The 25,963-nt window shown below is 64.6% G+C and carries 25 protein-coding genes and 2 pseudogenes; 22 read left to right on the top strand and 5 right to left on the bottom strand.

The window, feature by feature from the left end; genetic code table 11:
* Position 1 precedes the first annotated feature (1 nt).
* Positions 2 to 1,003 carry a LacI family DNA-binding transcriptional regulator gene (locus ABD742_RS21450; RefSeq protein ID WP_344788986.1) on the bottom strand — a complete coding sequence of 334 codons (1,002 nt, stop codon included), beginning with the start codon at positions 1,001 to 1,003 and terminating at the stop codon, positions 2 to 4.
* Between the two features lie 171 nt (positions 1,004 to 1,174).
* Here ABD742_RS21450 and ABD742_RS21445 point away from each other — a divergent pair, with 171 nt between their 5' ends.
* Complete coding sequence (locus ABD742_RS21445; protein ID WP_234753965.1) at positions 1,175 to 2,866, top strand: EndoS/ChiA family endoglycosidase; 1,692 nt, start codon at positions 1,175 to 1,177, stop codon at positions 2,864 to 2,866.
* Positions 2,835 to 3,269, top strand: a complete 435-nt coding sequence (locus ABD742_RS21440) for a hypothetical protein (RefSeq protein ID WP_344788982.1) — start codon at positions 2,835 to 2,837, stop codon at positions 3,267 to 3,269. The genes ABD742_RS21445 and ABD742_RS21440 overlap by 32 nt, the downstream gene beginning before the upstream one ends.
* A gap of 49 nt (positions 3,270 to 3,318) precedes the next feature.
* Here the strand turns inward: ABD742_RS21440 and ABD742_RS21435 are convergent, their stop codons facing one another.
* Entirely contained in the window at positions 3,319 to 3,657 is a 339-nt protein-coding gene (locus ABD742_RS21435) for a hypothetical protein (protein ID WP_234753967.1), read from the bottom strand.
* Positions 3,658 to 3,775: 118 nt separating this feature from the next.
* Between ABD742_RS21435 and ABD742_RS21430 the strand changes: the two genes are divergently transcribed.
* On the top strand, positions 3,776 to 4,552 hold the full coding sequence (locus ABD742_RS21430; protein ID WP_234753968.1) for an SDR family NAD(P)-dependent oxidoreductase: 777 nt from the start codon (positions 3,776 to 3,778) through the stop codon (positions 4,550 to 4,552).
* On the opposite strand, the gene ABD742_RS21425 is transcribed toward ABD742_RS21430, so the two are convergent.
* Positions 4,518 to 5,600, bottom strand: a complete 1,083-nt coding sequence (locus ABD742_RS21425; RefSeq protein ID WP_344788979.1) for an FUSC family protein — start codon at positions 5,598 to 5,600, stop codon at positions 4,518 to 4,520. The genes ABD742_RS21430 and ABD742_RS21425 overlap by 35 nt on opposite strands.
* Positions 5,601 to 5,824: 224 nt before the next feature.
* Positions 5,825 to 6,688, bottom strand: a complete 864-nt coding sequence (locus ABD742_RS21420; protein WP_234753970.1) for a sugar phosphate isomerase/epimerase family protein — start codon at positions 6,686 to 6,688, stop codon at positions 5,825 to 5,827.
* Between the two features lie 240 nt (positions 6,689 to 6,928).
* Here ABD742_RS21420 and ABD742_RS21415 point away from each other — a divergent pair, with 240 nt between their 5' ends.
* The 19 genes and pseudogenes from ABD742_RS21415 to ABD742_RS21330 all read left to right on the top strand — a co-directional run bounded on the left by ABD742_RS21415 (position 6,929) and on the right by ABD742_RS21330 (position 23,927).
* On the top strand, positions 6,929 to 7,924 hold the full coding sequence (locus ABD742_RS21415) for a substrate-binding domain-containing protein (protein ID WP_234753971.1): 996 nt from the start codon (positions 6,929 to 6,931) through the stop codon (positions 7,922 to 7,924).
* A gap of 70 nt (positions 7,925 to 7,994) precedes the next feature.
* Complete coding sequence (locus ABD742_RS21410; RefSeq protein ID WP_344788976.1) at positions 7,995 to 9,044, top strand: ABC transporter permease; 1,050 nt, start codon at positions 7,995 to 7,997, stop codon at positions 9,042 to 9,044.
* Positions 9,045 to 9,057: 13 nt separating this feature from the next.
* Complete coding sequence (locus ABD742_RS21405) at positions 9,058 to 9,984, top strand: ATP-binding cassette domain-containing protein (RefSeq protein ID WP_344788974.1); 927 nt, start codon at positions 9,058 to 9,060, stop codon at positions 9,982 to 9,984.
* Between the two features lie 31 nt (positions 9,985 to 10,015).
* Entirely contained in the window at positions 10,016 to 11,446 is a 1,431-nt protein-coding gene (locus ABD742_RS21400) for an aldehyde dehydrogenase family protein (RefSeq protein WP_234753975.1), read from the top strand.
* A 22-nt stretch (positions 11,447 to 11,468) separates the two neighbouring features.
* Positions 11,469 to 13,418, top strand: coding sequence for a 3D-(3,5/4)-trihydroxycyclohexane-1,2-dione acylhydrolase (decyclizing) (gene iolD / locus ABD742_RS21395; protein ID WP_234753976.1), 1,950 nt, complete (start codon positions 11,469 to 11,471; stop codon positions 13,416 to 13,418).
* On the top strand, positions 13,415 to 14,218 hold the full coding sequence (locus tag ABD742_RS21390; RefSeq protein ID WP_234753977.1) for an HpcH/HpaI aldolase family protein: 804 nt from the start codon (positions 13,415 to 13,417) through the stop codon (positions 14,216 to 14,218). The genes iolD and ABD742_RS21390 overlap by 4 nt, the downstream gene beginning before the upstream one ends.
* 29 nt (positions 14,219 to 14,247) lie before the next feature.
* A complete protein-coding gene (locus ABD742_RS21385; protein ID WP_234753978.1) occupies positions 14,248 to 15,459 on the top strand; it encodes a Gfo/Idh/MocA family protein in 1,212 nt (403 codons plus the stop codon).
* Positions 15,460 to 15,461: 2 nt separating this feature from the next.
* Positions 15,462 to 16,478: a LacI family DNA-binding transcriptional regulator gene (locus tag ABD742_RS21380; protein ID WP_234753979.1), complete on the top strand. Its 1,017-nt coding sequence runs from the start codon at positions 15,462 to 15,464 to the stop codon at positions 16,476 to 16,478.
* 88 nt (positions 16,479 to 16,566) lie between these two features.
* Positions 16,567 to 17,499: a hydroxyacid dehydrogenase gene (locus ABD742_RS21375; protein ID WP_234753980.1), complete on the top strand. Its 933-nt coding sequence runs from the start codon at positions 16,567 to 16,569 to the stop codon at positions 17,497 to 17,499.
* 92 nt (positions 17,500 to 17,591) lie between these two features.
* On the top strand, positions 17,592 to 18,623 hold the full coding sequence (gene iolG, locus ABD742_RS21370) for an inositol 2-dehydrogenase (protein ID WP_234753981.1): 1,032 nt from the start codon (positions 17,592 to 17,594) through the stop codon (positions 18,621 to 18,623).
* Positions 18,624 to 18,625: 2 nt separating this feature from the next.
* On the top strand, positions 18,626 to 19,405 hold the full coding sequence (locus ABD742_RS21365) for an SDR family oxidoreductase (RefSeq protein ID WP_234753982.1): 780 nt from the start codon (positions 18,626 to 18,628) through the stop codon (positions 19,403 to 19,405).
* A complete protein-coding gene (locus ABD742_RS21360; RefSeq protein WP_234753983.1) occupies positions 19,402 to 20,289 on the top strand; it encodes a sugar phosphate isomerase/epimerase family protein in 888 nt (295 codons plus the stop codon). The genes ABD742_RS21365 and ABD742_RS21360 overlap by 4 nt, the downstream gene beginning before the upstream one ends.
* On the top strand, positions 20,286 to 21,311 hold the full coding sequence (locus ABD742_RS21355; protein WP_234753984.1) for a Gfo/Idh/MocA family protein: 1,026 nt from the start codon (positions 20,286 to 20,288) through the stop codon (positions 21,309 to 21,311). The genes ABD742_RS21360 and ABD742_RS21355 overlap by 4 nt, the downstream gene beginning before the upstream one ends.
* Positions 21,311 to 21,493, top strand: a pseudogene (locus ABD742_RS24425) (methylmalonate-semialdehyde dehydrogenase (CoA acylating)); the annotation flags it as partial. The gene ABD742_RS21355 and the pseudogene ABD742_RS24425, both read left to right, overlap by 1 nt.
* A gap of 16 nt (positions 21,494 to 21,509) precedes the next feature.
* Positions 21,510 to 22,103, top strand: a pseudogene (locus ABD742_RS21350) (aldehyde dehydrogenase family protein); the annotation flags it as partial.
* 113 nt (positions 22,104 to 22,216) lie between these two features.
* Positions 22,217 to 22,672 (top strand): SRPBCC family protein, encoded by a 456-nt coding sequence (locus tag ABD742_RS21345; RefSeq protein ID WP_234753986.1) that lies wholly within the window; start codon positions 22,217 to 22,219, stop codon positions 22,670 to 22,672.
* Entirely contained in the window at positions 22,669 to 23,211 is a 543-nt protein-coding gene (locus ABD742_RS21340) for a GNAT family N-acetyltransferase (protein WP_234753987.1), read from the top strand. The genes ABD742_RS21345 and ABD742_RS21340 overlap by 4 nt, the downstream gene beginning before the upstream one ends.
* 31 nt (positions 23,212 to 23,242) lie before the next feature.
* Positions 23,243 to 23,446 carry a hypothetical protein gene (locus tag ABD742_RS21335; RefSeq protein ID WP_234753988.1) on the top strand — a complete coding sequence of 68 codons (204 nt, stop codon included), beginning with the start codon at positions 23,243 to 23,245 and terminating at the stop codon, positions 23,444 to 23,446.
* A 7-nt stretch (positions 23,447 to 23,453) separates the two neighbouring features.
* Entirely contained in the window at positions 23,454 to 23,927 is a 474-nt protein-coding gene (locus ABD742_RS21330; RefSeq protein WP_234753989.1) for a Clp protease N-terminal domain-containing protein, read from the top strand.
* A 243-nt stretch (positions 23,928 to 24,170) separates the two neighbouring features.
* Here the strand turns inward: ABD742_RS21330 and ABD742_RS21325 are convergent, their stop codons facing one another.
* Positions 24,171 to 25,922 carry an IS1634 family transposase gene (locus ABD742_RS21325; protein ID WP_344788433.1) on the bottom strand — a complete coding sequence of 584 codons (1,752 nt, stop codon included), beginning with the start codon at positions 25,920 to 25,922 and terminating at the stop codon, positions 24,171 to 24,173.
* Positions 25,923 to 25,963 lie beyond the last annotated feature (41 nt).

Genomic DNA, 25,963 nt, shown 5'->3' with positions numbered 1-25,963 from the left:
CTTAGCGCGGGACGGCGGTGCTCTCGCGGACAGTGAGCTGCGGCATGGCGCCGATGCGGTCCGCAAGTACGTCGGGTGCATCGATCTGCTCAAGGAGGAACGCCGCTGCCGCCGCCCCGAGCCCGAACGTATCGCGGGTGATGCAGGTGATCGACGGGTGCACGAGCCCAGCGACGACCGAGTCGTCGAAGGAGGCGATGGAGAGATCCACCGGCACTGACAGCCCCATCTCTTGCGCGACCCGAAGGCCGGCAATCGCCATGACGTCGTTATCGAAGACCACGGCTGTCGGCCGCTCCCGTCGACTTAGGAGGCGGCGCATGGTCATGGATGCCGCGGCTGGCGAGAAGTCGGTGGCGATCACCTCTCCGCTCACCCCGCGTTCGAGACCGGCGAGCACCTCGGTGCGCAGGCGCGTGTGTTGGAACTCCGCAGGACCGGCGACGTACGCGATCGAGCGATGTCCAAGGGCGCTGAGATAGTCGAAAAGAGAGTGCGCCACCTGACTGTCGTCGAGCCAGATCGTCGCAGGGTGGCCCTCCTCGGACGCATGGCTGCCGAGCACGACTGCGGGGAGGGCGAGATCGCGCAGCACCGGGAAACGCGGGTCGTCGTCACGGGGATCGATGACGATGACTCCATCGACCTGGTTGGCGCTGTGCCAGCGGCGGTAGGTCGCCACTTCCTCCTCGATCGAGGAGACGAGCACCATCTGCATCGCGATGCGGTTCTTTGCGAGGGCCGACTGGACACCGGCGATGAGGTCGGTGAAGAACGCCTCCGCACCGAGGGTGCCTGCCGAGCGGTTGACGGCGAAGCCGATGACCCCGGCGCCCGCGCCGCCGAGCGCCCGCGCCGCCGAGCTCGGAAGCCACTGGTGCTCCTCGGCGATGGTGAGGATGCGCTTTCGTGTCTGCTCACTGACACCCGGCCGCCCGTTCAGTGCGAACGACACCGCGCCCGGTGACACCCCGGCCAGGCGGGCGATGTCCGTGATGGTCACACGCTTCGCTTTGTACATGCTTCAACTGTAGCGATACAGAGTGGTCTCAAAACTAGGTCTGTGCAGAGCGGTTGCCACCTGCTACCGTTTTACTAAATCGCTATAGTTGCAGATTGCCGGGTATCTTCGCGGTGATTCTCGAAGATGCCTCCTCAAACAAGAGAGAGAGCAATGAGACGAAAAACAGCATTCGGCGCAGGGGTACTACTCGCTGGACTCGCCGCCTTCGGTCCGCAGCCGGCGGTCGCCGATGACGCCGCCAAGGCATCCATAGGCAATACCGCGCACTGCGAGGCGGAGCCCCTCACAATGGCGTACTACCGGACCTGGCGCGACGTCACCGTGCCGCATAACGCCAACTCGAATTTGCCCCACCCGAACGTCACACGCATGAGCGACCTCCCACCGGAGATCGATGTGGCGATGGTCTTCGACGCCGGCGCCACGGCCAACACCGACTATTGGCGCACTCTGCGCGACACCTACGTGCCTGCATTGCACGCGCAGGGCACGAAGGTGGTCTACACCCTGTGGCTCGAGCGCCTCGCCGACGCTGACATCCCGCTGACCGAGGACGCGTACCGCGCCTACGCGCAGGAGCTCGTCGACACCTTCGTCACCCCCTACGGCCTCGACGGGATTGATATCGACGTCGAGTCCTATCCGCAGGGCGACAAACTCACCCGCGCGATCGGCGTGTTCAACGCCCTCGGCAAACTGATCGGCCCGAAGTCCGGCACCGACAAGATCTTCATCTACGACACCAACCAGGACGGCAACACTCCGCTGTTCAAGGCCGTGCACGAGAACGTCTCCTTTGTACTCCTGCAGGCCTACGGCCGGGGCGGGTGGGGGATGCAGAGGACCTGGAACACGTTCGCGGATAAGATCGCCTCCTGCCAGTTCCTGCCCGGCTTCTCTTTCCCTGAGGAGCAGGATCGGACGCGCTGGGGTGACGCCGAAGGCATCTACGATCCCGCGACGGCACCGCGGAGTACGGCGTACCAGTACGCGACCTGGCAGCCCGAGGGTGGCTCCTCGAAGGGCGGGTTCTTCGCATACGCCGTCGACCGCGACGGAAAGGCCTGGGGCGATGACACCATCACGCCCACCGCGTTCTCTTGGATGAAGAACCTGTCCGCAGTGCAGGACAAGGCCGCCGGCGTCGTGCCCAAGGGCACCTGGTCGCTGGCGGTAGCGTCCACTCCGGCGCACGGGAGCAAAGTGAGTCCGGGTGACACGGTCGTCTGGACGATGTCGGCGACCGCCGGATCCGTCGACGTGGCCGGCGCGGCCGTGGCTGTGGACCTCAGGGACCTCGTTGACGACGCGACAATCGAAGGCCTCACAGCGTCGACCGGTACGACCGAGCGATATGGCGGGGCCGTCGGGTGGAGGACGGATCTGCCCGCCGGCAAGAGCGCGACCCTGACGGTTTCGGCGCGCATCAGCGGTTCCGGTCCTGGAGCCGACGCCGTGTTGGCCGCTGCCGAGGGGCCTGTTCCGGGCCGGGTCTCGGTGGCGGTCGCCGGCTTTGCGCCGCAAGCCGATTTGGCCGCCTGCGACGGCTGCACGGGCATTTCCCTCAAGGTGGCGGGTCCGACGCCAACAGTCACGCCCACCCCGACGCCGACAGTCGCGCCCACCCCGACGCCGACTGCGACCGGGACCGCCACACCGACGCCGTCGGTCACGCCCAGCGTGACGGCGACCGGGGCCGGGGTCACGCTGGGCGCGGGGCCAGGTTCTCCCCTCGCCTTCACCGGCGGGCTTGATCCGTTCCGCTGGCTGGGCGTCGGCGCACTGCTCGCCGCGATCGGCGGGGGGATGGTTGTCTGGCACCGCAGGGCTCGCCGCGGCTGACACGGAGGGAGTCTTCATGACCTGCCCGCTGCTCTGCGCCGGCGTTCGTCTGGTTCACTACGCAGACAAGGCCAGCGCAGCTCCGCACGACACCTTGGCCTACTCCGCCTGGATCATTAACGATTCAGGCGAAGAGCTCACTGATGTCGCGCTCGTCTTGCGATCGTTCACCAACGCGGGCATGGAGGATCTGAAGTACGCGAGCGGTCCGTCCATCTTGACCTTCGGCCCGGTGCCGCCCGGAGGGGAAACTGAGCTGGTCTTCACGTATGTCGTCACCGAAAACGACCAGCGGCATGCAGGGGAGCTCATCAGCGCCATGGCCGTTCAGGCCGTGACAGCCTCGGGGGCGAGACTTTGGGATGAGCACGACGCGATCACGCCCATTTCCTTGCCCTCATAGCCCGCCCACTGTCCGGGGGAGTCACTCGCCTTCATCGCGGGGCAGGTGCCTACTTTTGCGCTTTCCTTTTCTGCCATTGCCAGGCGTGCCAGAACAGCAGCGTCGCCAGGATCAGAGCGGCGGCCTGGAGAAGCTGCGGGGTCATGTTCATCAGGATGTACGGGAACGGCATCGTATTTCCCGGGCTGGGGGTGAACGGGGTCATCGCCTCATTGATGATTACCATGATGGCTATGACGAGCCCCAGCTCCAGCACCCACAGCCCGATGATGAACGGATTCACCGCAGCCCTGCGCTGAGCCACCTCAACCGCGCCTAGGTGATGCTCCAGCGAATTACCGTGCTCGTCGATTTCGCGGAATTCGATCCTGCCCTGAGCCTCATCCATTGTCTGTTCCCCCGGTTTGGCGCGCCGCGGCCCCTCCAAAGACTCGAAAGGCGCACTTTTGAGGCACTCTACCGCGTGCGCCAGGAACACACGAGAGTCAACGGGCTAGTCTGGGCGCATGACAACTCGTGCCAACGAACTCACCGCCTTGGTCACCGGGGCTACTGCCGGACTCGGTGCTCAATTCGCCCGCCAGCTGGCCGAATCCGGCCACCACCTCGTCCTCGTGGCCCGCGATGAAAGCCGGCTGCGGGCAAGCGCTGAGGTGCTTGAACGGGACTTCAGTATCTCGGTGGAGGTCCTCCCCGCGGACTTGACCTCCGACGTCGGGGTTGCGGCTGTCGCGGCCAGGCTGCGGGACGCTTCGCGGCCGGTGGACGTGCTGGTCAACAATGCCGGGATCGGTTTGCTGGACTCTTTCGAGAAGAACGATCTGGAAGACGAAAAGCGGCATTTGCGGCTGCATGTCCAGACGCCCATGGAGTTGTGCCACGCGGCCTTGGAGGTCATGTTGGCGCGCAAGTCGGGCCGGATCATCAACGTCGCCAGCGTTGCGGCGTTCGCTAACCGTGGAAGCTATTCGGCAGCCAAGGCTTGGCAAGTCAGCTTCAGCCGTTGGGCGAACACTGCCTATGCCGGCAGCGGAGTGAAAGTCACCGCGGTGTGCCCGGGCTTCACCCACACGGAATTCCACGATCGCATGGGCATGGACAAGTCGGTGGCTCCGCGCTTTTTGTGGCTGAAGGCCGAGCGCGTTGTCCGGGAAGGGCTGGAAGACAACGCCAAGGGCAAAGGGGTATCCATCCCGACGAAACGCTACAAAGCGATCACCGCCGCCATGCGCTTCCTGCCGGCGAAGCTTACGTCAGGTCCGCCCCGCCGCCCCGCGAAGTAAACCGGACCCGCGAAGTAAGCCGGGGCACCTGGACCAGCACCGCCACCGCAATCCCGATCACGGCTCCCACGAACGTCTCCACCCCGCGTTCCAGGACGAGCACGCCAGGGTCCGCGGGCGCCGCCAACTGGGTCATGAGCAGAATGACCGGGGTGAAGAACACCATGGCCCAGCCGTAGTGCCGAGCCATGAACAACTCGGTGGGGAACTGGAAAGCGATCACCAGCAGGGCCAGGATAATGGTGGTTTGCCCGGGGAAATAGTGCAGCGGGGACAGCGGCCCTGGAAAGAGCACGACGGCGACAATCGCCAAGCCGAGAAACGTCCCCACGATGCGGTGGATGCCGCGGTGTAGCCGGCTGGGCATGTCGGCTCCGGCCAGCGGAACAGCGGCTGCAGCCATGGCCCAGTGCGGATGCCCGCTGCCCGTGAGCACTCCGCAAGCACCTGCCGCGCCGACGGCGAGCACATACCGGGCCGCGTGAAGGCCGGCTGCTTGGCGCAACCGTGCCGAGGACGCCGGAATGTCCCGGATGGCGCCGCGTGTCCAGGTCCGGTACCGAAGCCATCCGGCAAAACCCACCACCATCGAGAACGTTGCCGATGCCGCGCAGATCAGGACCGCAGCAAAAAGTGGAATGTGCGCCGGGACGGAGGCGCAGGCCCCCAAGGCCAGGATTCCGAAGAACGGGCCGTTGGGCTTGAGCCCTACCTTGTCTGAGAACAGCGAACCCACGCCCGCCAGGAGCGCCTCGACTACTACCAATCCCCATGAATGGATGTGGGAGACGGACAAGAACGTGCCCACCGAGACACCGGCCAGGAGCACTGCTGCGGCCTGGGCCTGGTGCCTGAGCCGAAGTTGGTGCGATTCGGCACGGCCGTACATGCCGGTCAGGGCGCCGAACACGGCGTAGATAATGAGGTCCGCCCGGCCGACCGCGAGAAGCACAAGCGCCGGCACGGCGACGCTCAGTGCGACGCGGACGGCAGCCAGGTGATCGTTGCTTGCCGGTGGAACGGTATTAAGCGCACGGAAATGGGCCAAGATTGATCGCAACGGGACACCACCAATCACTTCAGCCGATCATTGGGAAGCTATCAGCACCCCAAGATCCGCGCCATTAGCTGGGTCACAACGTTTCCTTGTGCGTCGCCACCCAACTAGCTCCCCACCCAACTAGCTCCCCACCCAACTAGCTCGCATTTGTTGTCGTTATGAGGCCGCATAACGACAACAAATGCGAGTCAGTTGGGTTGGCGGGAGGCGCGTCAGGCCGGGAAGCATTGCAACGCCGTCGAGCGGGCGGATTCCAGCGCTTCGCGAACGGGACGTGAGCGGTGTTGTTCGGAGAGGATTTCCACGCCCCACGGCCCGTTGAATCCGATCGCCTGGAGCGTTTTGATAAACCCGGTGACGTCTTGGTCTCCTTCTCCACAAAGGCGGCGATTGTCCCGAGTGTCCTCGAAGAGCGTCCCCTTTATTTCCGCGTCCGCGTCATTGAGTTCCACCCCGAAAATCTGTTCGGCGGTGAGGCTTCGGGATAGCTCCTCCAAGCTCGTTCCGGCCCGGAAGACATGCCAGTAGTCAACCACCAGGCCGCATTCGGGCATGTCAACTGATCGCATGAGCTCGGCGGCCGCCGGCATAGAGCCGACCATCGAAAACGGCATGGGCTCGAGGGCGATGCGCGTCCCTCCTTTGGAGGCTTCCTTTGTCAGGTGCCGCAGCGGCTCCACCAGGAAATCGAGATCATCCAAAGGCTCGCCGAACGCCGTTCCTACCTTGATGAATCGGGCCCCGAGTGTTTCGGCCGCATCAAGGAGCAGTTCGAGCTGCGGCTTCCATTCGTGGGAGCGGGACTCGTCCCACCAGTTACTGAGCAGCTCGACCTCGACGTGGCGGAAGCCTGCTTGGTCGATGAGTTTCCGGAGTCCGGAGAAACCGATGGTGTCCTTCGCCGCGACGAGATCGTCGTGCGCCAGTCCGAACCCCGCCCATCCGGTAGAAGCGATGGCTTCCAAGCGCTCGCCGATGGGGACGGGGCTTGTCTCGGGGTTGTTCAAGGGCGCGATGTCTCCTGCGCTGGTCCAGCAGGTCGCGATCAGTTCGGGGGTGCTTGTTGAGTACGTCATCGTTCTCCTCGCGACGGGGCGCGGCTAGTTATGGCAAATGAGGGTGTGGAACCCAGTCGATAATCTAATTGGAACGCTCCATTGACAATTGGTCAAGCCTTGATTTAGCGTTGGAGCGTTCCACGAAGCGATGTGGATCACATCCGTTCACAGCTAGATGGTTCCGTCCTCCCACCATGTTTTTGAAGGCACAGCAACGGGGTCGACGGTCGAAGTACGCGACATCAAAGGAGATCTCACGTGGCAAAGTTCAATTGGCGGCGGGGCGCAGTCGCCCTTGCCGTAGTACCGCTTCTCGCACTGGCAGCATGCTCAAGCGGGGGCGGGAAGCCGGCCGACACCGCCAACGCCGCGGGTGGTGGGCAGGCGGCAAGCACTCCGCGGATCAAGGTTGCGCTCATCACCCACGCCGAGGCTGGCGATACGTTCTGGGACATCGTGCGCAAGGGTGCGGAGGCCGCGGCAGCGAAAGACAATGTCGAGGTTCTTTACACGAGTGATGCCGATGCGGGGCGCCAGTCCCAGCTGGTGCAGCAGGCCATCGACCAGAAGGTCGATGGCATCGCGGTCACGATCGCCAACCCGGGCGCCATGAAGGATGTGCTGAAGAAGGCCACCGACGCGGGCATCCCGGTGGTGAGCTTCAACGCTGGTGGGGACGTCTCCGCGCAGATGGGGGCGTTCACCCACTTCGGTTCCAATGAGACCCTGGCTGGCGAAGCGGTCGGCGCCAAGCTGGCGGACCAAGGCTACAAGCACCCCATCTGCGTGATCCAGTCACAGGGACAGGTGCAACTCGAACAGCGGTGCGCGGGTGTGAAGACGAAGGTGCCCGGCACTGAGATCCTTTATGTCAACGGGGCCGATATGACGGCGGTACAGTCCACTGCGACGGCGAAGCTCCAGGCCAGCAAGGATGCTGACGTGATCATCGGGCTGGGCGCCCCCATCACCTTGACCGTTATCAAAGCCGTGGCAGATGCCAACAGCCCGATCAAGGTGGCCAGCTTCGACCTGAACCCTGCGCTGGCGCAGGCGATCAACGATGGCAAGGTCCTGTTCACTGTGGACCAGCAGCCGTGGCTCCAGGGCTACATGTCCATCGACGCGATCTGGCAGAACAAGCTTGGTGGTTTCAAGATCGGTGGCGGGCAACCTGTCCTCACGGGCCCGACGATCGTCGACAAGTCCAACATTTCCGATGTTCTGAAGTTCGTTCAGCAGGGCATCCGCTAATCCGATGACCTCTCAGCTCGCGCGGCATAACTTCCTTGCCGCGCGAGCTGATGGAGAAGAAAGGTATTTCATGGCATTAGTTATTGCCCCGGCACCCAAAACTGCCGCGGATGAGCGGGTGGCCAAGCGGAGCCCGTTGAGCCAGTTGATGGCCCGTCCTGAAGTCGGCGCCCTGGTGGGGGCCGTTGTCCTCTTCATCTTCTTCGCTTCGGTGTCCGGGACGTTCACGCAGCCGAATGCTTTGGCGACGATCCTGTATGGTTCCTCGACGATCGGGATCATGGCGGTAGGGGTGTCCCTGCTGATGATCGGCGGCGAGTTCGACCTCTCCACCGGCGTGGCCGTGATTTCCTCGGCGCTGACCGCGTCCTTGTTCAGCTGGTATTTCTCAATGAACGCGTGGGTGGGGGTGGTCATCGCCCTGCTGGTTTCCCTGTCGATCGGTTTCATCAACGGCTGGATCCTGGTCAAGACGAAACTGCCGTCCTTCATCGTGACCCTGGCGACGTTCCTGATGCTCACGGGCCTGAACCTGGCCCTGACCCGCCTGATCGGGGGGTCCGTGTCTTCCCCGTCGATTTCCAAGCTGGACGGCTTCGATTCGGCCCACGCGGTGTTCGCTTCCTCGATCAGCATCGGCGGGGTCGAGGTGAAGATCACGGTGTTCTTCTGGATCATCCTGGTCGCGATCGCCTCCTGGGTGCTGCTGCGCACGAAGGTGGGCAACTGGATCTTCGCCGTGGGCGGGGACGCGAACGCGGCCCGCGCCGTGGGTGTTCCGGTGACCAAGACCAAGATCGGTTTGTTCATGGCGGTCGGTTTCTGCGGCTGGATCCTGGGCATGCACAACCTCTTCGCCTTCGACGCGGTCCAGTCCGGCGAGGGCGTGGGCAACGAATTCCTCTACATCATCGCCGCGGTCATCGGCGGCTGCCTGCTCACGGGCGGCTACGGTTCGGCGGTGGGCGGGGCGATCGGTGCGTTCATCTTCGGCATGGCGAACAAGGGCATCGTGTACGCGCAATGGAACCCGGACTGGTTCAAGTTCTTCCTGGGCCTGATGCTGCTGCTGGCCACCATCGTGAACCTCATCGTCAAACGCCGCGCAGAGCTCAAGTAAAGGGGCGGACCAAATGAATGCCAAACAGATCGACCAGCAGACCCTGCTCAAGGACGAGAAAGACCCGCTGACCCACACCCCCGTGCACCTGCTCTCCCTGGACGGGGTGGGCAAGCACTACGGGAACATCATCGCCCTGCGCGATGTGACCATGGCCGTAGACAACGGACGCGTCACCTGCGTCCTGGGGGACAACGGCGCGGGCAAGTCCACGCTGATCAAGATCATCGCCGGCCTCCACCAGCACGACGCCGGGACGCTGCACGTCATGGGCGATGAGCGGAAGTTCAATTCCCCCCGCGACGCCCTGGACGCCGGCATCGCCACGGTCTACCAGGACCTGGCGGTGGTCCCGTTGATGCCGATCTGGCGGAACTTCTTCCTCGGCTCGGAACTGACCACCGGGTTCGGGCCGTTCAAGTCCATGGACGTCCAGAAAATGAAGGACATCACCCTGAAGGAACTGGCCGCGATGGGCATCGACCTGCGCGATGTGGAACAGCCCATCGGCCAGCTCTCCGGCGGTGAACGCCAGTGCGTCGCGATCGCCAGGGCCGTGTACTTCGGCGCGAAGGTGCTGATCCTGGACGAACCGACCGCCGCGCTGGGCGTCAAGCAGTCCGGCGTCGTGCTCCGCTACATCCTGCAGGCCCGCGACCGCGGGCTGGGCGTCATCTTCATCACCCACAACCCGCACCACGCCTTCCCCGTGGGTGACCGGTTCCTGCTGCTCAAGCGCGGCAAGTCCATCGGCTACTACGACAAGAAGGACATCACCCTGGACGAGCTCACCGCCCAGATGGCCGGCGGCGCGGAACTGGCCGAACTCGCCCACGAACTCGAACAACTCGGCGGACACACCGAAGCCCTCAAGGAAGTCCAAGCCGAAGTCGCCGAAGTCACCGACGCGGCATACGAAAGCAACACCAAGCGCCACTAAGCGCGAACGTTTACAACCTGATGGAGCCACCATGGAAATGCTAATAGCCGGAAAATGGCGCGGTGCTGCCGACGGAAGGACCGAGGAAGTCCGCTCGCCCTTCGACGGCCGGACGATCGACACAGTCCCCGTTGCGACGGTCCAGGACGCCCAAGCCGCACTTGACCGGGCCGAAATCGGCGCCCACCTGCAAAGGACAACCCCGGCCCACGTGCGAGTCGATATCCTCCTGCGCGCGGCCGCACTGGCGGATGAACGTGCCGAGGACATCGCCCAGACTATTAGCGCCGAATCCGGCAAGCCCATCACGGAGGCCCGGGGTGAGGCCAGCCGCTCCGGGAACATCATCCGCCTCGCCGCCTACGAAGGAAGCCAACTGTACGGCTCCACCCTTCCGCTGGACGCAAATTCCGGGACAGGTTTGGACAAGATCGGCTTCACGTTGCGGCAGCCGGTGGGCATCGTCGTCGCCATCACCCCGTTCAACTACCCCGCCCTGCTGGTCTTGCACAAAATTGCACCCGCGCTGGCGGCCGGTAACGCCGTCGTACTTAAACCCGCCCGCGCAACGCCGCTGACGGCGTTGAAGCTGGCACAGTGCTTCGTCGACGCCGGCCTGCCGCCTGAAGCTCTGTCCGTAATCACCGGACCCGGCAGCTCCCTTGGCGACGTCCTGGTGACGGACCCGCGGGTCCGCAAGGTGTCCTTCACCGGATCCACCAGCACCGGGACGCACATCAGTTCGATCGCGGGAGTGAAGAAACTGTCCCTCGAGTTGGGGGCCTCATGCCCGGTGATCATCCTGCCGGACGCGGACCTCGAACTCGCCGCGACCGCAGTGGCTGCTGGCGGCTACGTCAACGCTGGCCAAGTGTGCATTTCGGTGCAGCGGGTCATCGTTGACCGTCGCGTCGAGAAAGACTTCCTGGACGCGCTGGTCCCGAAGGTCGAAGCGATCGCCGTGGGCAACCCCAAGGAAGAGGACACCCGGCTTGGCTCGCTGATTTCCGTGGAGGAAGCCTCACGCGTCCACGCATCGATCCTAGAGGCCCGCCATTCGGGCGCCCGGGTCCTCACCGGCGGTGACCGTGACGGCGCCGTGGTGACTCCCGCCGTCGTCGCCGGGGTCGACCCCCGGTCGCCGATGAGCCGGAACGAACTGTTCGGGCCCGCCGTCGCCGTCTCGTCCGCGCAGGACATGGAAAGCGCCATCGCGATGGCGAACGACAACGAATACGGCCTGGGCGCCGGCATTTTCACGAGCGACGTCGCCGGAGCGGTCCAGGCCATGCGGCAGATCGACGCCGGCAACATCCACATCAACTGGTCGCCGCTGTGGCGGGCCGACCTCATGCCCTACGGCGGCTTGAAAGGCAGCGGGATCGGCAAGGAAGGCGTCCGCTCTGCTGTCCAGGAAATGACCGAAGAGAAGACGGTCGTCCTGCACGGGCGCCCCTGGTAACCACGACAACGGGAATAAGGCAATGACCACACCATCGCAGACCATCAGGCTCACCACGGCCCAAGCGGTCGTCAAGTACCTCTCGGCACAGTATTCGCTGGCCGACGGCATCCGCCGCCGCCTGGTCCCCGCAGCCCTCGGCATCTTCGGCCACGGCAACGTGGCTGGCCTGGGACAGGCACTGGACGAACTGGCCGACGACATGCCGTTCATCCAAGGCCGGCATGAGCAGTATCTGGCCCATATCTCCACCGCGTATGCCAAGGCGAGCCGTCGCCAGGCAGTCCTCGCCGTCACGGCCTCCATCGGCCCGGGCGCGCTCAACCTCGTCACCGCCGCCGGCCTGGCAACGGTCAACCGGATCCCCCTGCTGCTCCTGCCCGGTGACACCTACGCCACGCGGCACCAGGGCCCGGTGCTGCAGCAACTCGAACACCCCACCGAAGCTGATGCCACGGTCAACGACGCGTTCCGCCCGGTATCGCGCTTCTTCGACAGGATCAACCGCCCGGAGCAGCTCCTGACCGCCCTTCCGCAGGCAATGCGCGTGCTCACGAGCCCCACTGACACCGGGGCCGTGGTCATTTCGCTCCCCCAGGACGTGCAGTCCCACGCCTACGACTTCCCGGCCGAATTCTTCGAGCCGCGCGATTGGAAGATCCGGCGTCCGCTGCCGGACCTGGAAGAGGTCGACGACGTCGCCCGGCTCATCCGCTCAGCCGAGCGTCCGGTGATCATCGCCGGCGGTGGCATCCACTACTCCGACGCGCACGCCGCCCTTGAGGCACTCGCGGGACAGACGGGAATTCCTGTCGTCGAGACCTTCGGCGGCAAGGGCGCCGTGACCAAGGACGAATGGTGGCAAGTGGGCGGTGTCGGGCTGGAGGGCAACTTCGCGTCCAACACCGTGGTCAAGCAAGCCGACCTGGTCCTGAGCGTCGGCACGCGCCTCACCGACTTCGCCACCGGCTCCCAGTCGATCTTCGAAAACCCGGACGTCCGATTCGCGTCCTTGAACATCGTGGATGCCGATACCCGCAAGCAAGGTGCCACCGGCATCCTCGCGGACGCACGCCTCGGCCTGGAAGCACTTGCCCGGGCCTTGGAGGGCCACGGCACCAGCGAAAAGTGGCAGGAGACGGTCCATTCCGAGAAGGCGAAGTGGGCCCCCATCCGGTCCCAGTGGCTCGACGCCGACACTGCCTACCGCCCGGAAGACCACCCGGACGCGCCGGTCACCGGAGCCGTCCTGACCCAGCCACAGCTGATCGGACTGATGCAGGAGCACGCCCGCTCCGGCGACACCATCATCGCCGCAGCCGGAGGACCTCCCGGTGACCTGCAAAAAGTCTGGGATGCCACGGGCAACCGCAATTGCCACCTGGAATTTGGGTTTTCCTGCATGGGCTATGAAATCGCGGCCGGCATGGGCGTCCGCTTGGCCGAGGGCAACAGCGACAACCGCGTGGTCACCTTCATCGGTGACGGCACCTTCCTCATGGCACCTACGGAAATCCTCACCGCGGCCCAGGAAGGACTCAACGTCACGGTTGTCGTCTCCGAGAACCACGGCTACCAGGTCATCCACCGCCTGCAGATGAACCGCATGGGACGCGAATTCGGCAACGAATTCCGCTACCGCACCACCGGCGGAAGCGTCGCCGTCGACGATGCCCCCAAGGCGCGGCTGCACGGCGACTACCTCAAGGTGGACCTCCGGCAGATCGCCGAAGGTCTGGGCGCGCTCGCCATCCGGGCGACCACGGCGGCTGAGGTCCGGGAGGCACTGGCCTCCACGCGCGACACGCAAGGACCCGTCGTGATCGTGGTGCCAACTGTTCCCCACGTGGACCTGCCCGGCGGAGACGTCTGGTGGGACGTGGCTCCGGCCGAGGTTTCCGAACAGGCATGGGTCCGCACCCTCCGCGCTGATTACGACCAGTCAAAGAGCCGCCAGCGGTGGTTCGGATGAGCGCGACAGCGGTAAATGGCGGAAACCACGACGGCGGGCCGCTCGACGGCGGTCGGCTGCGGCGCCGCTTGGCCGCCGGAGAGGTGACCCTGGGAACCTTCGTTGGCATGGCCTCAGCCACCGCGGTGGAAGTGTGCGCCGCCGCCGGCGCGGACTGGGTGCTGATCGATCTTGAACACGGTTCCGGCGGTGAGGATGCCGTCCGCGACGGTGTCCTTGCGGCCGGAAGCTACGGCGTCCCCACCCTGGTTCGCGTGGAGAGCGGGGAACGGATCCGCATCGGGCGCGTGCTGGATCAAGGCGCGGCAGGCATCATGGTGCCCCGACTGAACACCGTTGAAGAAGCTGGCCAAACCGTGAAGCACATGCTCTATCCGCCCTACGGCGACCGCGGCGTGGCAACCTACAACCGCTCCTGCCGCTGGGGCATGGACAGGGCTCCGTTGAGCGCGGACCAGCAGTCAACCGTGGGAATCATCCAGATCGAAACCCTCGACGCACTGGAGCACGTGGAGGAGATCGCGGCTCAGGATGGCGTGGATGTCCTCTTCGTCGGACCGATGGACATGTCCTTCGCCCTGGGTGTACCGATGCAATTGGATAGCAGTGCCTTCCAGGAGGCATTGCAGCGGGTGGCCGCTGCCGCGCAGCTGCACAACAAAGCGGCCGGGATCCTTGCTGTGGACGGCATGGCGGCAGCCAAGTATGTCCGCCAAGGCTTCCGGTTCGTGGCCATCGGCTCAGACTCCACCATCATGGCGGCGGCGTTCCGCGACGCTTTTGACACCGCCCGCAACTGACGAGAATTTTCAACGAGAAAGGCAATAACGTGAGCCAAGAATCCCGCACAGTCGGTGTAGGCCTTATCAGCGTTGGATGGATGGGCAAGCTCCACTCGCGCGCCTACCAGACGGTCCCATACGCCTACCCCGAGCTCGGCCTGACCACCAAGCTGGTCATCGCGGCGGACACGGCACCGGACCGGGTGGACTACGCCCGCGACGTCCTTGGCTTCGCGGAAGGCACCACCGACTACCACGATGTCCTGAACCACCCGGACGTGGACGTCGTTTCCATCTGCGCCCCCAACTTCCTGCACGCCGAAATCGGCATCGCAGCGGCCAAAGCCGGCAAGCACTTCTGGATCGAAAAGCCCGTAGGACGCGGCTACGAAGAAACCGCAGCCGTGCAGGAAGCCGCTGTGGAGGCCGGCGTCGTGACCTCCATCGGCTACAACTACCGCCACGCCCCGGCGGTGGAGCACGCCAGGAAGCTCATCGCGGACGGGCGCCTCGGCCGTATCACCAACGTCCGCGCGGTGTTCTTCTCCGGGTACGCGTCGGAGCCCAACGGCGCCCTGTCCTGGCGCTTTGACCGGAAACTAGCCGGCACCGGCGTGCTGGCGGACCTGTTCAGCCACGCAACGGACCTGTGCCAATATGTAGTTGGGCCCATCGCCGAGGTAACCGCGCTCACAAGCACGGTCTACACGCAGCGACCCAAGCTGGCGATGGGGTCAGGGACGCACTTCGCGGTGATCGAAAACGGTGAAATGGGAGAGGTCGAGAATGAGGACTACGCTGCAGCGCTGGTCCGCTTCGGCCCGTCCGCCCGCGGGGCAGGCGCCGTCGGCACCATCGAATCCTCGCGCGTTGCCGTTGGACCCGAATGCGGTTACCAGATCGAGGTCTACGGGACCGAAGGCTCGCTCAAATGGGACTTCGAGCGCATGAACGAACTCAAGGTCTGCCTCGGCCGCAACAACGACGAACAGGGCTACACCACGGTCAACGCCAGCCCACGCCACGGCGACTACGCACACTTCCAACCCGGGCCCGGCAACAGCATGGGCTTTGACGACCTCAAGGTCATCGAGGCCAAGAAGTTCCTCGTCGCCGTCACCGGAGGAGTACAGGAAAACTCCAACATCCACGACGCCGCTTCAGCCGCAGCCATTGTCAGCGCCGCGGAGGCATCCTCGCTGTCCGGTCAATGGCAGAAGATCGAGGAAATCCACGGCACCACGGCAGCGCGGGCGTAACCATGGCAGCCCCATCCGACCGGCGGCCAACGATCATGGACGTGGCAGAACGCGCCGGCGTTTCCAAGTCGTTGGTCTCACTCGTGCTGCGCGACTCACCGCGCGTCAGTGACGAACGCCGCCAGCGGGTGCTCAAGGCTGTTGAAGAGATGGGCTTCGAGTTGAACCTCGCGGCCCGGTCACTGGCAACACGGGACAGCGGAACCATCGGTGTGCTGGTCAGCGATATGCACAACCCTTGGGCCTTCGACGTCGCCGACGCCGCGCGGACCGTACTTGAAGAGGCCGGGCATACCGTCCTCTTCAGTGCGGTCACGGCGGCGGGCAGGGGAGTGGACCAGTCCATCCTGCAGGCCTTCCGGGACTTGCGGGTCGCGGGCCTGCTCGTCGTCGGAACGGTGCCTGACAAAGCACCGTTCAGCCGTGCCGTTTCCGGCGGGGCTGTGGTCTTTGCCGGCGGGGGACCGGACTACATCGATACGGCCGATATCGTCCGAAGCGACGATGCCCTTGGCATGTCCATGGTTGTTGAGCACTTGATCGCCCAGGGACACGAAAACATCGTGCACCTCGGCGGCCTTGGTGGCTCGGTCGGCCGGGAACGCGTGGACGGGTATTCGGCAGCAATGGAAGAGCACGGGTTGGCCCGCTATATCCGCGTGGTCGATGCCGACTTCTTCCAGGAGTCCGGCTATGTTGCCGCCCAAAGGGCCCTGGGCTCCCGCTCCAAGCACCAGCGCCCCACCGCGCTGGCCTGCATCAACGACCTCGCCGCTTTTGGTGCCATGACAGCTGCCGATGAACGCGGCGTCGAAATAGCCGTCACCGGTTATGACAACATCGCGCTGGGTGCCATGCCGCGCCTCGGACTGACCACCGTCGATCCGGACAGCTCCACCATTGGCGTCACAGGGGCCAAAACCCTCCTGGAACGCATCCATGGTGAAGGCAGCGGGTTCGTCCACCATTCCGTCACGCCTCACTTGGTCGTGCGGAAGTCCAGCCTCCTCGGTCTCTAGAACACAGGCCTTTAGAACACCAGGCTTCTAGACGTACCAGCGGCGCCATACCTGGCGCAGCCCCATACCCACATCTTCAAGGATGACGATGGCTTCCATAACCACACCCCAAATCTTTGTCGCTCTCGGCAGCGTCGAACCCGCCTTGGTGGAACCGCTCCTCTCCGAACACCAGCGGCTCATCCAGGACCCCACCGATGAGGACCTGGCCAACGCCGATGCCGCCATCGTCAGGGCTGCCTACCGCGTGGACCGGGAACTGTTGGACCGCATGCCCGCCCTCAAAGTCATCGCCAGAACCGGCGTCGGAACCGACCTCGTGGACGTCGCCGAAGCCAGCCGACGCGGAATCCCGGTGGTCATCACGCCCGGAAGCAACACCGCCTCGGTGGCCGAAGGCGTGTTCGCCCACCTGCTGGCGCTCGTCAAGAAGCTCTCTCCACTGACCGCGCTGGTCCGCGAGGGACGCTGGGAGCAGCGTGCCGCCGTCGGCGTCGGAGACCTCGAGGGATTCACGCTCGGCATCATCGGTTACGGCCGCATTGGCCGCCGGGTGGCGCGTATCGCCGAGGCCTTCGAGCTGAAGGTCCTGGCCTACGATCCTTTCGCCGAAATCCCCGCCGAGATCCGCTGTGACACCGTGGACGAACTCCTTGGAGGCAGCGACTTCGTCACCCTCCACGCGCCCCTGACACCCGAGAACCAGAACCTCATCAATTCGGACCGGCTCAAGGCCATGCGTCGCGGAGCGATCCTCATCAACTGCAGCCGCGGCGGACTCATCGACCTTGACGCCGTCCACGAGGCACTGCAGTCGGGCCGGCTTTCCGGGCTCGGCCTGGATGTGTACGATCCCGAGCCGCCCGCCCACCACCCGTTGTTCGACCATGAAAACGTCGTCCTGACTCCGCACCTAATGGGATTCACTCGGCAAGGCATGGCCCACACCGTCAGGGATGCCGCCCAGGGGGCGGTTGACGTCCTCGCTGGCCGCACGCCCGCGGCGGTCGCGACGCCATGACCGGTCCGAAGTTGGGCACGACCCCGTCAAACCGCCAAAACCAAGCCAAGCCCGGCTTTTCCCGGGCAACCCGCTAGAAAGGACCACTCCACATGTCCATTGATCGACCGCTCAAAGTTGCGCTATTCGGTTCCGGCCGTATCGGTCAAGTCCACGCCCGGAACATCGCCGAGCACCGGGACCTGGAACTGGCATGGATCGCCGACCCCTTCATCGAGGGCGCCCGCACGTTGGCGGCCGGGACCGGTGCTGTCGCCGTCGAGTCGGCCGACGAAGTTTTCGCGAACGGTGACCTTGACGCCGTCGTGATCGGCTCGCCCACCAGCACGCACGTGGACCTGATTTCGCGCGCCATGGCGCAAGGCGTGGCGGCTCTTTGCGAGAAGCCGATCGACCTCGACATCGAGCGTGCGCTCGCCTGCCGCGACGCGATCAAGGGCAACAACACGCCCCTCATGCTTGGGTTCAACCGACGCTTCGATCCGCACTTCGCAGCCATCCAGTCGCGCGTCGCGGCAGGTGAAATCGGCCGCCTCGAACAACTCACCATCATCAGCCGCGATCCGGCACCCGCCCCGGCTGCCTACATTGCCACCTCCGGCGGGATCTTCCGGGACCAGAGCATCCACGACCTGGACATGGCCCGGTTCTTCGTGCCGGACATCATCGAAGTGTCAGCCACGGGCGCCAACGTGTTCTGCGACTACATCGAGGAAGCCGGGGACTTCGACTCGGTGGTCATCACCCTCAAGGGCCGCGACGGCGAACTTGTCACCATCACCAACTCCCGCCACAGCGCTTTCGGCCACGACCAGCGCCTGGAAGCGTTCGGCAGCGAGGGGATGCTCAGCGCAGGCAACGTCACCCCGACGACGGTGCGCAAGTATGGCGCCGCGGGCACCGAAGAGTCCGATGCCTACTTGCCGTTCTTCCTGGAGCGTTACGCCGAGGCTTACCGGAACGAGCTGGACAGCTTCGCCAAGGCCATCCGCTCAGGCACTGCCTGCAGTCCGGGATTCGACGACGGCCTGCAAGCACTCGCTTTGGCCAATGCGGCCGAAGAGTCCGCCCGGTCAGGCCGCGCCGTCAGGATCGAAAATTCGGTCAAGATCGGGCAGCCGTAGCCATGCCACTTCTCCAAGACAAAGTGATCCTCATCAGCGGAGGTACCCAAGGTTTGGGGGCCGGCGTCGCGAGACGCGCAGCTGCCGAAGGTGCGGCCGGCATCGCGGTCACCGGGCGGAACGCGGACTCGGGTGAACGACTCGCCGCAGAGATCACGGCATCGGGCGTCGAAACCCGGTTCATCAAGACCGATCTTGCCGACGTCGAACAGGCCCGGAACTCGGTGCTTGAGACGATCAGCCTCTTCGGCCAACTCGACTGTGCGGTCAATGCGGCCGGCCTGACCACCCGCGGCACCATGCTGGACACGACGCCCGAGCTCTTCGACGCGCACATTGCGGTGAACCTGAAATCGCCGTTCTTCATCATGGCCGAAACCATCAAGCATCTTTGTAGCAGGGGCGTGCCAGGAAGCATTGTGAACGTCATCTCCATCGCCGAACTCGGCGGGCAGCCGTACTTGGCGCCGTATGTGGCAGCCAAGGCCGGCCTGGCCGGAGCAACCCGCAACGCCGCACATGCGCACCGTTGGGACAAGATCCGCATCAACGGGCTCGACATCGGCTGGACCGCCACGGACGGCGAAGCCGAAACCCAGAAAAAATTCCACGGCGCAGGGGACGACTGGCTGGAGAAAGCCAACGCGTCCGTCCCCATGGGAAAGCTCGGACAAGTGGACGAGATCGCCGAATTCATTGTCTTTCTCCTCTCCGACCGGAGCGGTGTTGTCACAGGTTCGGTCATCGACTGGGACCAGAACGTATACGGAGGATCAGATTGAGCGCCATCACCAAGCGCCTTGCCGCAGCACCCATTTCCTGGGGCGTCTGTGAAGTCCCCGGATGGGGCCACCAGCTCGAGGCCGACAGGGTCCTGTCCGAAATGACCGCGCTGGGTATCAGCGCCACCGAGTTCGGCCCCGCCGGGTTCCTCCCCGAACAGGCCGCCCAACGCGCGGAGGTGCTCAAGCGGCACAACCTCCAGGCCATCGGCGGATTCTTCCCCGTCATCCTGCACGATCCGTCCAAGAGCCCCTTGGATGTTGTGTCGGCGGAGCTGGACGCGTACGAAGCTGCCGGGGCCAGCGTCATGGTCCTCGCGGCGGAGACCGGCGTTGCAGGTTACGACCAGCGCCACGAGCTCGACGCCGAAGGCTGGGAATTGTTCGGCAGGAACCTTGACGCAGTGGTCAAAGCAGCCGCGGACAAGGGCATCCAGGCAGTGGTCCATCCGCACGTGGGAACCATGATCGAAAGCACCTCGGACGTGAACCGGGTCCTGAACGACACCGCCGCAAACCTGTGCCTGGACACGGGCCACCTGCTCATCGGCGGAACCGACCCTGCCCTTCTGGTTCGCGACTACGCCTCACGAATCGGCCACACCCACCTGAAGGACGTGCGCAAGGCCGTCGCGCAGCGGGTCCAGGCCGGCGAAATTTCCTACACGGACGGCGTCAAGGCAGGCATGTACGTGCCGTTGGGACAAGGCGACGTCGGCATCGCCGGAATCGTCCGCGACCTGCTGGGCGCCGGTTACGAGGGCTGGTTCACCATGGAGCAGGACACCATCTTCGAAGCCGAACCTACCGACGACGGCCCGGTCCAGGATGTCCGTCAGTCCGTGGCCTTCCTGCGTCAACTCGAAACGGAAATCGACCGATGAGCGCGGTCCGCTGGGGAGTGCTGACCACGGCACGGATCGCCCAAGGCCGGTTCCTGCCAGCCATGAGCCGGGCCCGGAATGCGGTTGCGTCGGCCATCAGCAGTCCGAACGGAAGGGCAGCCGAAGTTGCAGAGCGCTTCGGCATCCCTGCCGCCTATTCTTCACACGAGGAATTGCTGGCCGATCCAAGCATCGAAGCCGTCTACCTTCCTTTCCCCAACTCGTTGCACGCCGACTGGATTGTTGCGGCCGCAGAGGCTGGAAAGGACATCCTCTGCGAAAAGCCGCTCGTCGCCAACACCCACGACTATCGCCGGGTGCTGGAAGCCTGCGAACGCAACGGGGTGAACCTGATGGAAGCGTTCATGTACCGCTTCCATCCCCAGCACCAGAAAGTCCGCGAGTTCATCGACTCGGGCAAGATCGGCGAGTTGGTGTCCATGCACGCCCGCTTCCACTTCGTGATGGACCGAAGCGAAGGCGAGGTCCGCCTCCAGCCGGGAATGGACGGAGGTGCGCTCAACGACGTCGGATGCTACGCCGTCGACATCATGAACATGGTCATGGGCCGCGCGCCGCAAACCGTCTTCGGCAAAGGCACAAGCCGCACGGACGCGGTGGAAACCACTATGGCCGCGATCCTGGACTATGGAGACGTCCTGGGAACGCTGGACTGCGGTTTCGAGGGCCCGCGCACCAACACGTTCCAGATCATCGGTACGCAAGGCCAGATCACCCTGGACAAGGCCTTCGACCCGGATCCGGGCGAAATTGCCCGCGTTACTGTGTCCTTCCGCGACGGCCGGACTGAGTCTGTCGACATCGGGGAAGACCCGTTCAAGACCGAAATCGAACGGTTCAGCGCGTGGGTGCGCAACTCCGGACCCGAACTCGTCCAGAGGGAATTGACCGAACAGAACCTGGCTGTGCGCCTGGCGCTCCAGGAATCACTCGCCACCGGCTTGCCGCGGGATGTCAACGACGTACATGCCGTGGAGCACCACCTACTACAGGAGCAGTAATGACCATCATCAACCACTTCATCAGCGGAGCCGAAGCTGCCGGTAGCGGAACGGGCACTAAGCCCGTCTACAACCCGGCCACGGGTGCCGTGACTGCACAGCTTCGCCTGGCCAACCGCTCGGATTTGGACGCGACGGTTGCCATCGCCAAGGAGGCCGCGGTGTCCTGGGGTGACATTTCGCTGGCCAAGCGCATAGGTCGAAGAGCGCGCCCTCGACGTCAAGGTCAAGAACGGCACGGAGGCCGACGCCGACATGGGTCCTGTGATCAGTCCCGAGTCCCGGGAGTTCATCGTCAAGACGGTGACCGAGGCGGAGCAGGCCGGCGCCGCGATGGTCGTGGACGGCCGCGAACTCGTGGTCCCCGGCCACGAAGACGGCTTCTGGTTCGGGCCCACCGTGATCGACCACGTCAAGACCGAAATGACCGCCTACCGGGAGGAGATTTTCGGACCTGTCCTCGTGGTGGTGCGGGTGGAGGACCTGGATGAAGGCATCAGGCTGATCAACGCCAATCCCTACGGCAACGGCACCGCGATTTTCACCTCCTCCGGAGCGAACGCCCGGAAGTTCCAGCGTTCCGTGGACGTCGGCATGATTGGCATCAACGTGCCCCTACCGGTTCCCGTGGCTTACTACTCCTTTGGCGGCTGGAAGGCCTCGCTGTTCGGGGACAAGCACATCTACGGTCCCGAGGGTGTGTCTTTCTACACCCGAGGCAAGGTCGTCACCTCCCGCTGGCCTGAGTCGACACACGCTTCAGGAGCGTCGTACAACTTCCCGTCCAACTAAGTCCCCTCCCACCCAACTGGCTCGCAGTTGTTGTCGTTTTGGGCTCGCATAACGACAACTACTGCGAGTCAGTTGGGTCGACGGCTGTTTCGAAACGGTGGCAGGATCGAAGCATGACTGTGTCGTTCACATGCCATACGCATATCGGAATGGAACCAGGGGAACTCTTCGACCTCTCGCGCAACGTCGACGCGCACGTGGGCTCCATGGCCAAGTCCCGGGAACGTGCGGTTGCCGGCGTCGTGTCCGGACTGCTCTCTGAAGGCGACGAGGTCACCTGGCAAGCCTGGCATTTCGCTGTACCCCTGCGGATGAGCAGCCGCATCACCCGGTTTCGTTTCCCTGATTCATTTACGGACGAGCAGGTGCGGGGTCCCTTCCGTTTCTTCAGGCACGTGCACGAGTTCCTTCCCGACGACGGCGGCACGCTCATGATCGATCGCGTCGAGTTCGCGGCGCCCTTCGGCGTCGTGGGCCGGTTTGCGGAGAAAGCTTTCCTCGGGCGATACCTACAGAACCTCATCGAACAGCGCAACGAATACCTTGCCCGCAACGGTGCCGCCGCATGATCAGGGCGGCCCGCGTGGACGAACTGGAGCGGCTTCGCAGGATCGAATTCGCCGCGGGCGAGATTTTCCGCTCGTGTGGAATGGACGCCATCGCAGAGGACGAGCCGTTGACCGTCACGGAGCTGGCTCTCTACCAGGCGCGCGGCGGTGTTTTGGTCTTTGCCGACGCGTCAGACGTTCCCGTGGCCTATCTCCTGCTTGAACACCTCGACGGAAATGCGCACGTGGAGCAGCTGAGTGTCCACCCATCGCATGCGCGGCAAGGTCTCGGGAGCGAGCTGCTCGATGTTGCCGAAAAGTGGGCACTGGCCGAGGGTTTGGAGTGGCTGACCCTGACCACTTTCCGTGATGTTCCGTGGAATGCGCCTTACTATCGCAGGCTCGGTTTCGAGGAGCTGGAGCCGGAGAGGTTGGACGACGGACTCCGGGGCATCCTGGAATGCGAGGCGTTGGTGGGCCTGAGCCGTTGGCCAAGGATCGCCATGCGGCGTCGCGTCAGGTCAATCCTTGCCCAGGAGGATTCTGTCAGTCTGTATTGACAGACGACTGCTGTCAGTTCAAACTGACAGCATGAATGGTGATGAGCTGACGTCCCACATCCCGGCGACGGACCCGGCCATCGGCCTCCGCGCCGTCGGTGCCCTGCATCGCCTGGCCGAAAAAGTCGAGGCCACCAACGTGGCCCTCGCGCGTCAGCAAGGCTGGTCCTGGGAGCAAATCGGTGATGCCTTGGGCGTCTCCAAGCAGTCGGCCCACGCCAAATACGGAAAGTGAGTCTGCCATGTTTGAACGATTTGCCGGCGAAGCCAGAACCGCTGTCCACTCCGGCGCCGAGGAAGCCAAACGCCGTGGAGACCGGCGAATCGGCACGGACCATTTGCTTCTGGGATTGCTCCACGACCCCGAGAGTTGCCGGACTTTGGAGACGGACCTCGAATCCGCCCGCGCCCAGCTCGACACCCTCGACCAACAGGCGCTTGAAGCCGTCGGCATCATGCTGGGGGATTTCGGCCCCCTGAACGCCCCGAAGGGAAGCAGCCGTACGACCTTCACCTCGGCCGCCCGCTCAGTCATTCAGGACTCCCTGATACTGACCACCCGCGAGAAGGCCCGCAGGATCACCACGCGGCACCTCTTGCTCGCACTGCTGGAGCGGCACGAACCCGATCCGGCCGCCGTCCTGCTCCATAAGCTGGGCGTGGATACGGCGGCGCTGAAGGCCCGGCTCCAGAACCCGGGTCCTGGCGCTGAGTGAAACGGCCAAACGAACCTGATTATTTACGCTGCAAAATTCCGCCGGAGTGAACGGACAGCTGAGTGAATCCTGTAAGCTCCCACAGGATCACACAGCCGCCTTTTGAGGGGAACCACCCGTGCAGGACACCACTACCGTACGTCCATCGTGGGGTCGTCGCCTAGCCCGAAGTTACGTCCGTGATGACGTGCGAAATCCCCGCCTCGGCGGGGATTTCGCTGTTTTCGGGGGCTGGGGTTCTGTCTACTTGATGTGGATGGGGATGGGCTCTCCGATGAGGTCGAAGGCTTGGCGTTGGATGGGGGTCGGGATCGCGAGGGTTGGAATGACCGGGAGGTCCTGGGCGGTGCCGTAGCGGATGTCGTTTCGGGTCAGTGTTCCGAGGTGCTCGAGCAGAGCGCGGAAGCTGTAGGCAGGGTGTCCGTCGCTGGATGTGCGGGTGGATGCTTTCTTGTCCGCCGCTTCCGAGCGGTTGGCCGGGGCGACGGGGTCAGCCGGTGCCGGGCGGTCTTCGTCGGTGAAGGTCAGGGGCGCCCAGGCCCGGCGCAGGTGCCAGACGAGGTAGGCGGCGAGCATGCAGATGAACACGTGGGCGCGGACCCTGGTTTCGGTCCAGTGGTGGATCGGGCGCAGGGACAGGTCGATGGACTTGATCGAGCGGAAGTCGCGTTCGACGCCGGCCAGCGACTTGTAGGTCGCCACGACCCTTGCCGCGTCCATTGCGGCAGCGCCGACGGACGTGCGGATGATGTAGATCCCGTCCAGGGCGGCCTCGGCTCTGATCTGCTCCTCGTTGCGGGCATAGCCGAAGGCGTTGTCCTCGATGGTGAGGGTGTAGTGCTTTTCCATGTTGTACTTGCCGATGACCTTGCCCGCCCTGACCCCGATTTTCCCGGCTCCGCGGATCCGGCCGGCCTCGGCAGCGGCGGCGATTTTCGCCAGCTCGGCGTCGGTGGCCTCGAGCAGCTCGCGGCGTTTGCGGGTTCGTTCGGCGGCCAGGGCCGGGTTGCGGCAGGCGATGAGCCGTTCGCCGGGATAGTCCGGGTGGGTGATCTCGGCCAGGTTCGTTTCATCGAACAGGGACATCTGCAGGGGCCCGTCATCGGCGGCCAGGGCCTTGATAGACGGGGCCCGCAGCGCCGTGACCCAGCCGAGGCCGCCGAGTTCCTTCAGCGCGGCGATACGGGCCGAGGTGATCATTCCGCGGTCCCCGACCATGACCATTTCCTGAAGCCCGAAGGTCGTCTTCATTTCCTGGGCGATAGCTTCGAACGCGGCCGGGTCCGCGGTGTTCCCGGCCACGACCCGGACCGCGACGGGCCGGCCGTCCGGCTCGGTGAGCAGCCCGTATTCGATCTGCGGCAGGCCCTTCTTCCCGTCGCGGGAATAGCCCCGGGCGGCCAGCTCGCAGTGGTGCCCGGTGACCCAGGAGGAGGACAGGTCGAACAACGCCAGCTTCTTCGGGTTCGCCTCCGGGGACAGGTGCCTGGTGGCCAGGGTCTTTTCGATGCCCTGCTGCCGGGCCGCCAGCCAGTCCATCGCCGCGTAGACCTCGTCCGTGCCGGCACCGTCCACCCCGAGGTCCTGGGCCAATGTCGTGTCCGCCCACCACCGGGTCGTGGCCAGCTTCGAACCAGGACGGCACACCCTGGCGATGATCAGGGCCAGGGCCAGGTCCCGCTGCTTCGAGGCCGGGCCCAGCAGTCCCGGGAACCCCAGCGCCCCGGCCTGCGCGGCCACCGCGGCGACGTGCCCGTGCGGCAGGGACCGTGTCACCGTGGCAGCGCTGCCGGCCGGAACGAGCTGTTCGCCCTTGAGCCCGGCCTCGATCAGATCGACCACGTGCTCGGGCAGGGCAGAGAGGTTGGCCACGGTCTCATTGCGGACCTTGCCTTCCTGGCGGAAGGTCCGGCGCAGGTAGGCCGACCGGTAGTCACGGACCTGGCCGTGCTTGTCCGTGTGGGACTTCCGAACTCTGACTACGTGAACAGGCATGTCTCGCTGAGTCATACCAAGACAATAGCGTGATTTTCCTC

Source organism: Arthrobacter ramosus, assembly GCF_039535095.1.
GTDB classification, from domain to species: Bacteria; Actinomycetota; Actinomycetes; order Actinomycetales; family Micrococcaceae; genus Arthrobacter; species Arthrobacter ramosus.
The sequence above is the reverse complement of the archived record's forward strand: the minus strand, read 5'-3'. Positions and strand labels throughout refer to the sequence as shown.

Excerpts from the sequence above, each read along its gene's own strand:
- ABD742_RS21405 (WP_344788974.1), top strand. The coding sequence starts at position 9,058 with ATGAATGCCAAACAGATCGACCAGCAGACCCTGCTCAAGGACGAGAAA.
- ABD742_RS21365 (WP_234753982.1), top strand. The coding sequence starts at position 18,626 with ATGCCACTTCTCCAAGACAAAGTGATCCTCATCAGCGGAGGTACCCAA.
- ABD742_RS21330 (WP_234753989.1), top strand. The coding sequence starts at position 23,454 with ATGTTTGAACGATTTGCCGGCGAAGCCAGAACCGCTGTCCACTCCGGC.
- ABD742_RS21410 (WP_344788976.1), top strand. The coding sequence starts at position 7,995 with ATGGCATTAGTTATTGCCCCGGCACCCAAAACTGCCGCGGATGAGCGG.
- ABD742_RS21345 (WP_234753986.1), top strand. The coding sequence starts at position 22,217 with ATGACTGTGTCGTTCACATGCCATACGCATATCGGAATGGAACCAGGG.
- ABD742_RS21390 (WP_234753977.1), top strand. The coding sequence starts at position 13,415 with ATGAGCGCGACAGCGGTAAATGGCGGAAACCACGACGGCGGGCCGCTC.
- ABD742_RS21325 (WP_344788433.1), bottom strand. The coding sequence starts at position 25,922 with ATGCCTGTTCACGTAGTCAGAGTTCGGAAGTCCCACACGGACAAGCAC.
- ABD742_RS21340 (WP_234753987.1), top strand. The coding sequence starts at position 22,669 with ATGATCAGGGCGGCCCGCGTGGACGAACTGGAGCGGCTTCGCAGGATC.
- ABD742_RS21420 (WP_234753970.1), bottom strand. The coding sequence starts at position 6,688 with ATGACGTACTCAACAAGCACCCCCGAACTGATCGCGACCTGCTGGACC.
- ABD742_RS21435 (WP_234753967.1), bottom strand. The coding sequence starts at position 3,657 with ATGGATGAGGCTCAGGGCAGGATCGAATTCCGCGAAATCGACGAGCAC.
- ABD742_RS21400 (WP_234753975.1), top strand. The coding sequence starts at position 10,016 with ATGGAAATGCTAATAGCCGGAAAATGGCGCGGTGCTGCCGACGGAAGG.
- ABD742_RS21335 (WP_234753988.1), top strand. The coding sequence starts at position 23,243 with ATGAATGGTGATGAGCTGACGTCCCACATCCCGGCGACGGACCCGGCC.
- iolD (WP_234753976.1), top strand. The coding sequence starts at position 11,469 with ATGACCACACCATCGCAGACCATCAGGCTCACCACGGCCCAAGCGGTC.
- ABD742_RS21355 (WP_234753984.1), top strand. The coding sequence starts at position 20,286 with ATGAGCGCGGTCCGCTGGGGAGTGCTGACCACGGCACGGATCGCCCAA.
- ABD742_RS21375 (WP_234753980.1), top strand. The coding sequence starts at position 16,567 with ATGGCTTCCATAACCACACCCCAAATCTTTGTCGCTCTCGGCAGCGTC.
- ABD742_RS21380 (WP_234753979.1), top strand. The coding sequence starts at position 15,462 with ATGGCAGCCCCATCCGACCGGCGGCCAACGATCATGGACGTGGCAGAA.
- iolG (WP_234753981.1), top strand. The coding sequence starts at position 17,592 with ATGTCCATTGATCGACCGCTCAAAGTTGCGCTATTCGGTTCCGGCCGT.
- ABD742_RS21430 (WP_234753968.1), top strand. The coding sequence starts at position 3,776 with ATGACAACTCGTGCCAACGAACTCACCGCCTTGGTCACCGGGGCTACT.
- ABD742_RS21445 (WP_234753965.1), top strand. The coding sequence starts at position 1,175 with ATGAGACGAAAAACAGCATTCGGCGCAGGGGTACTACTCGCTGGACTC.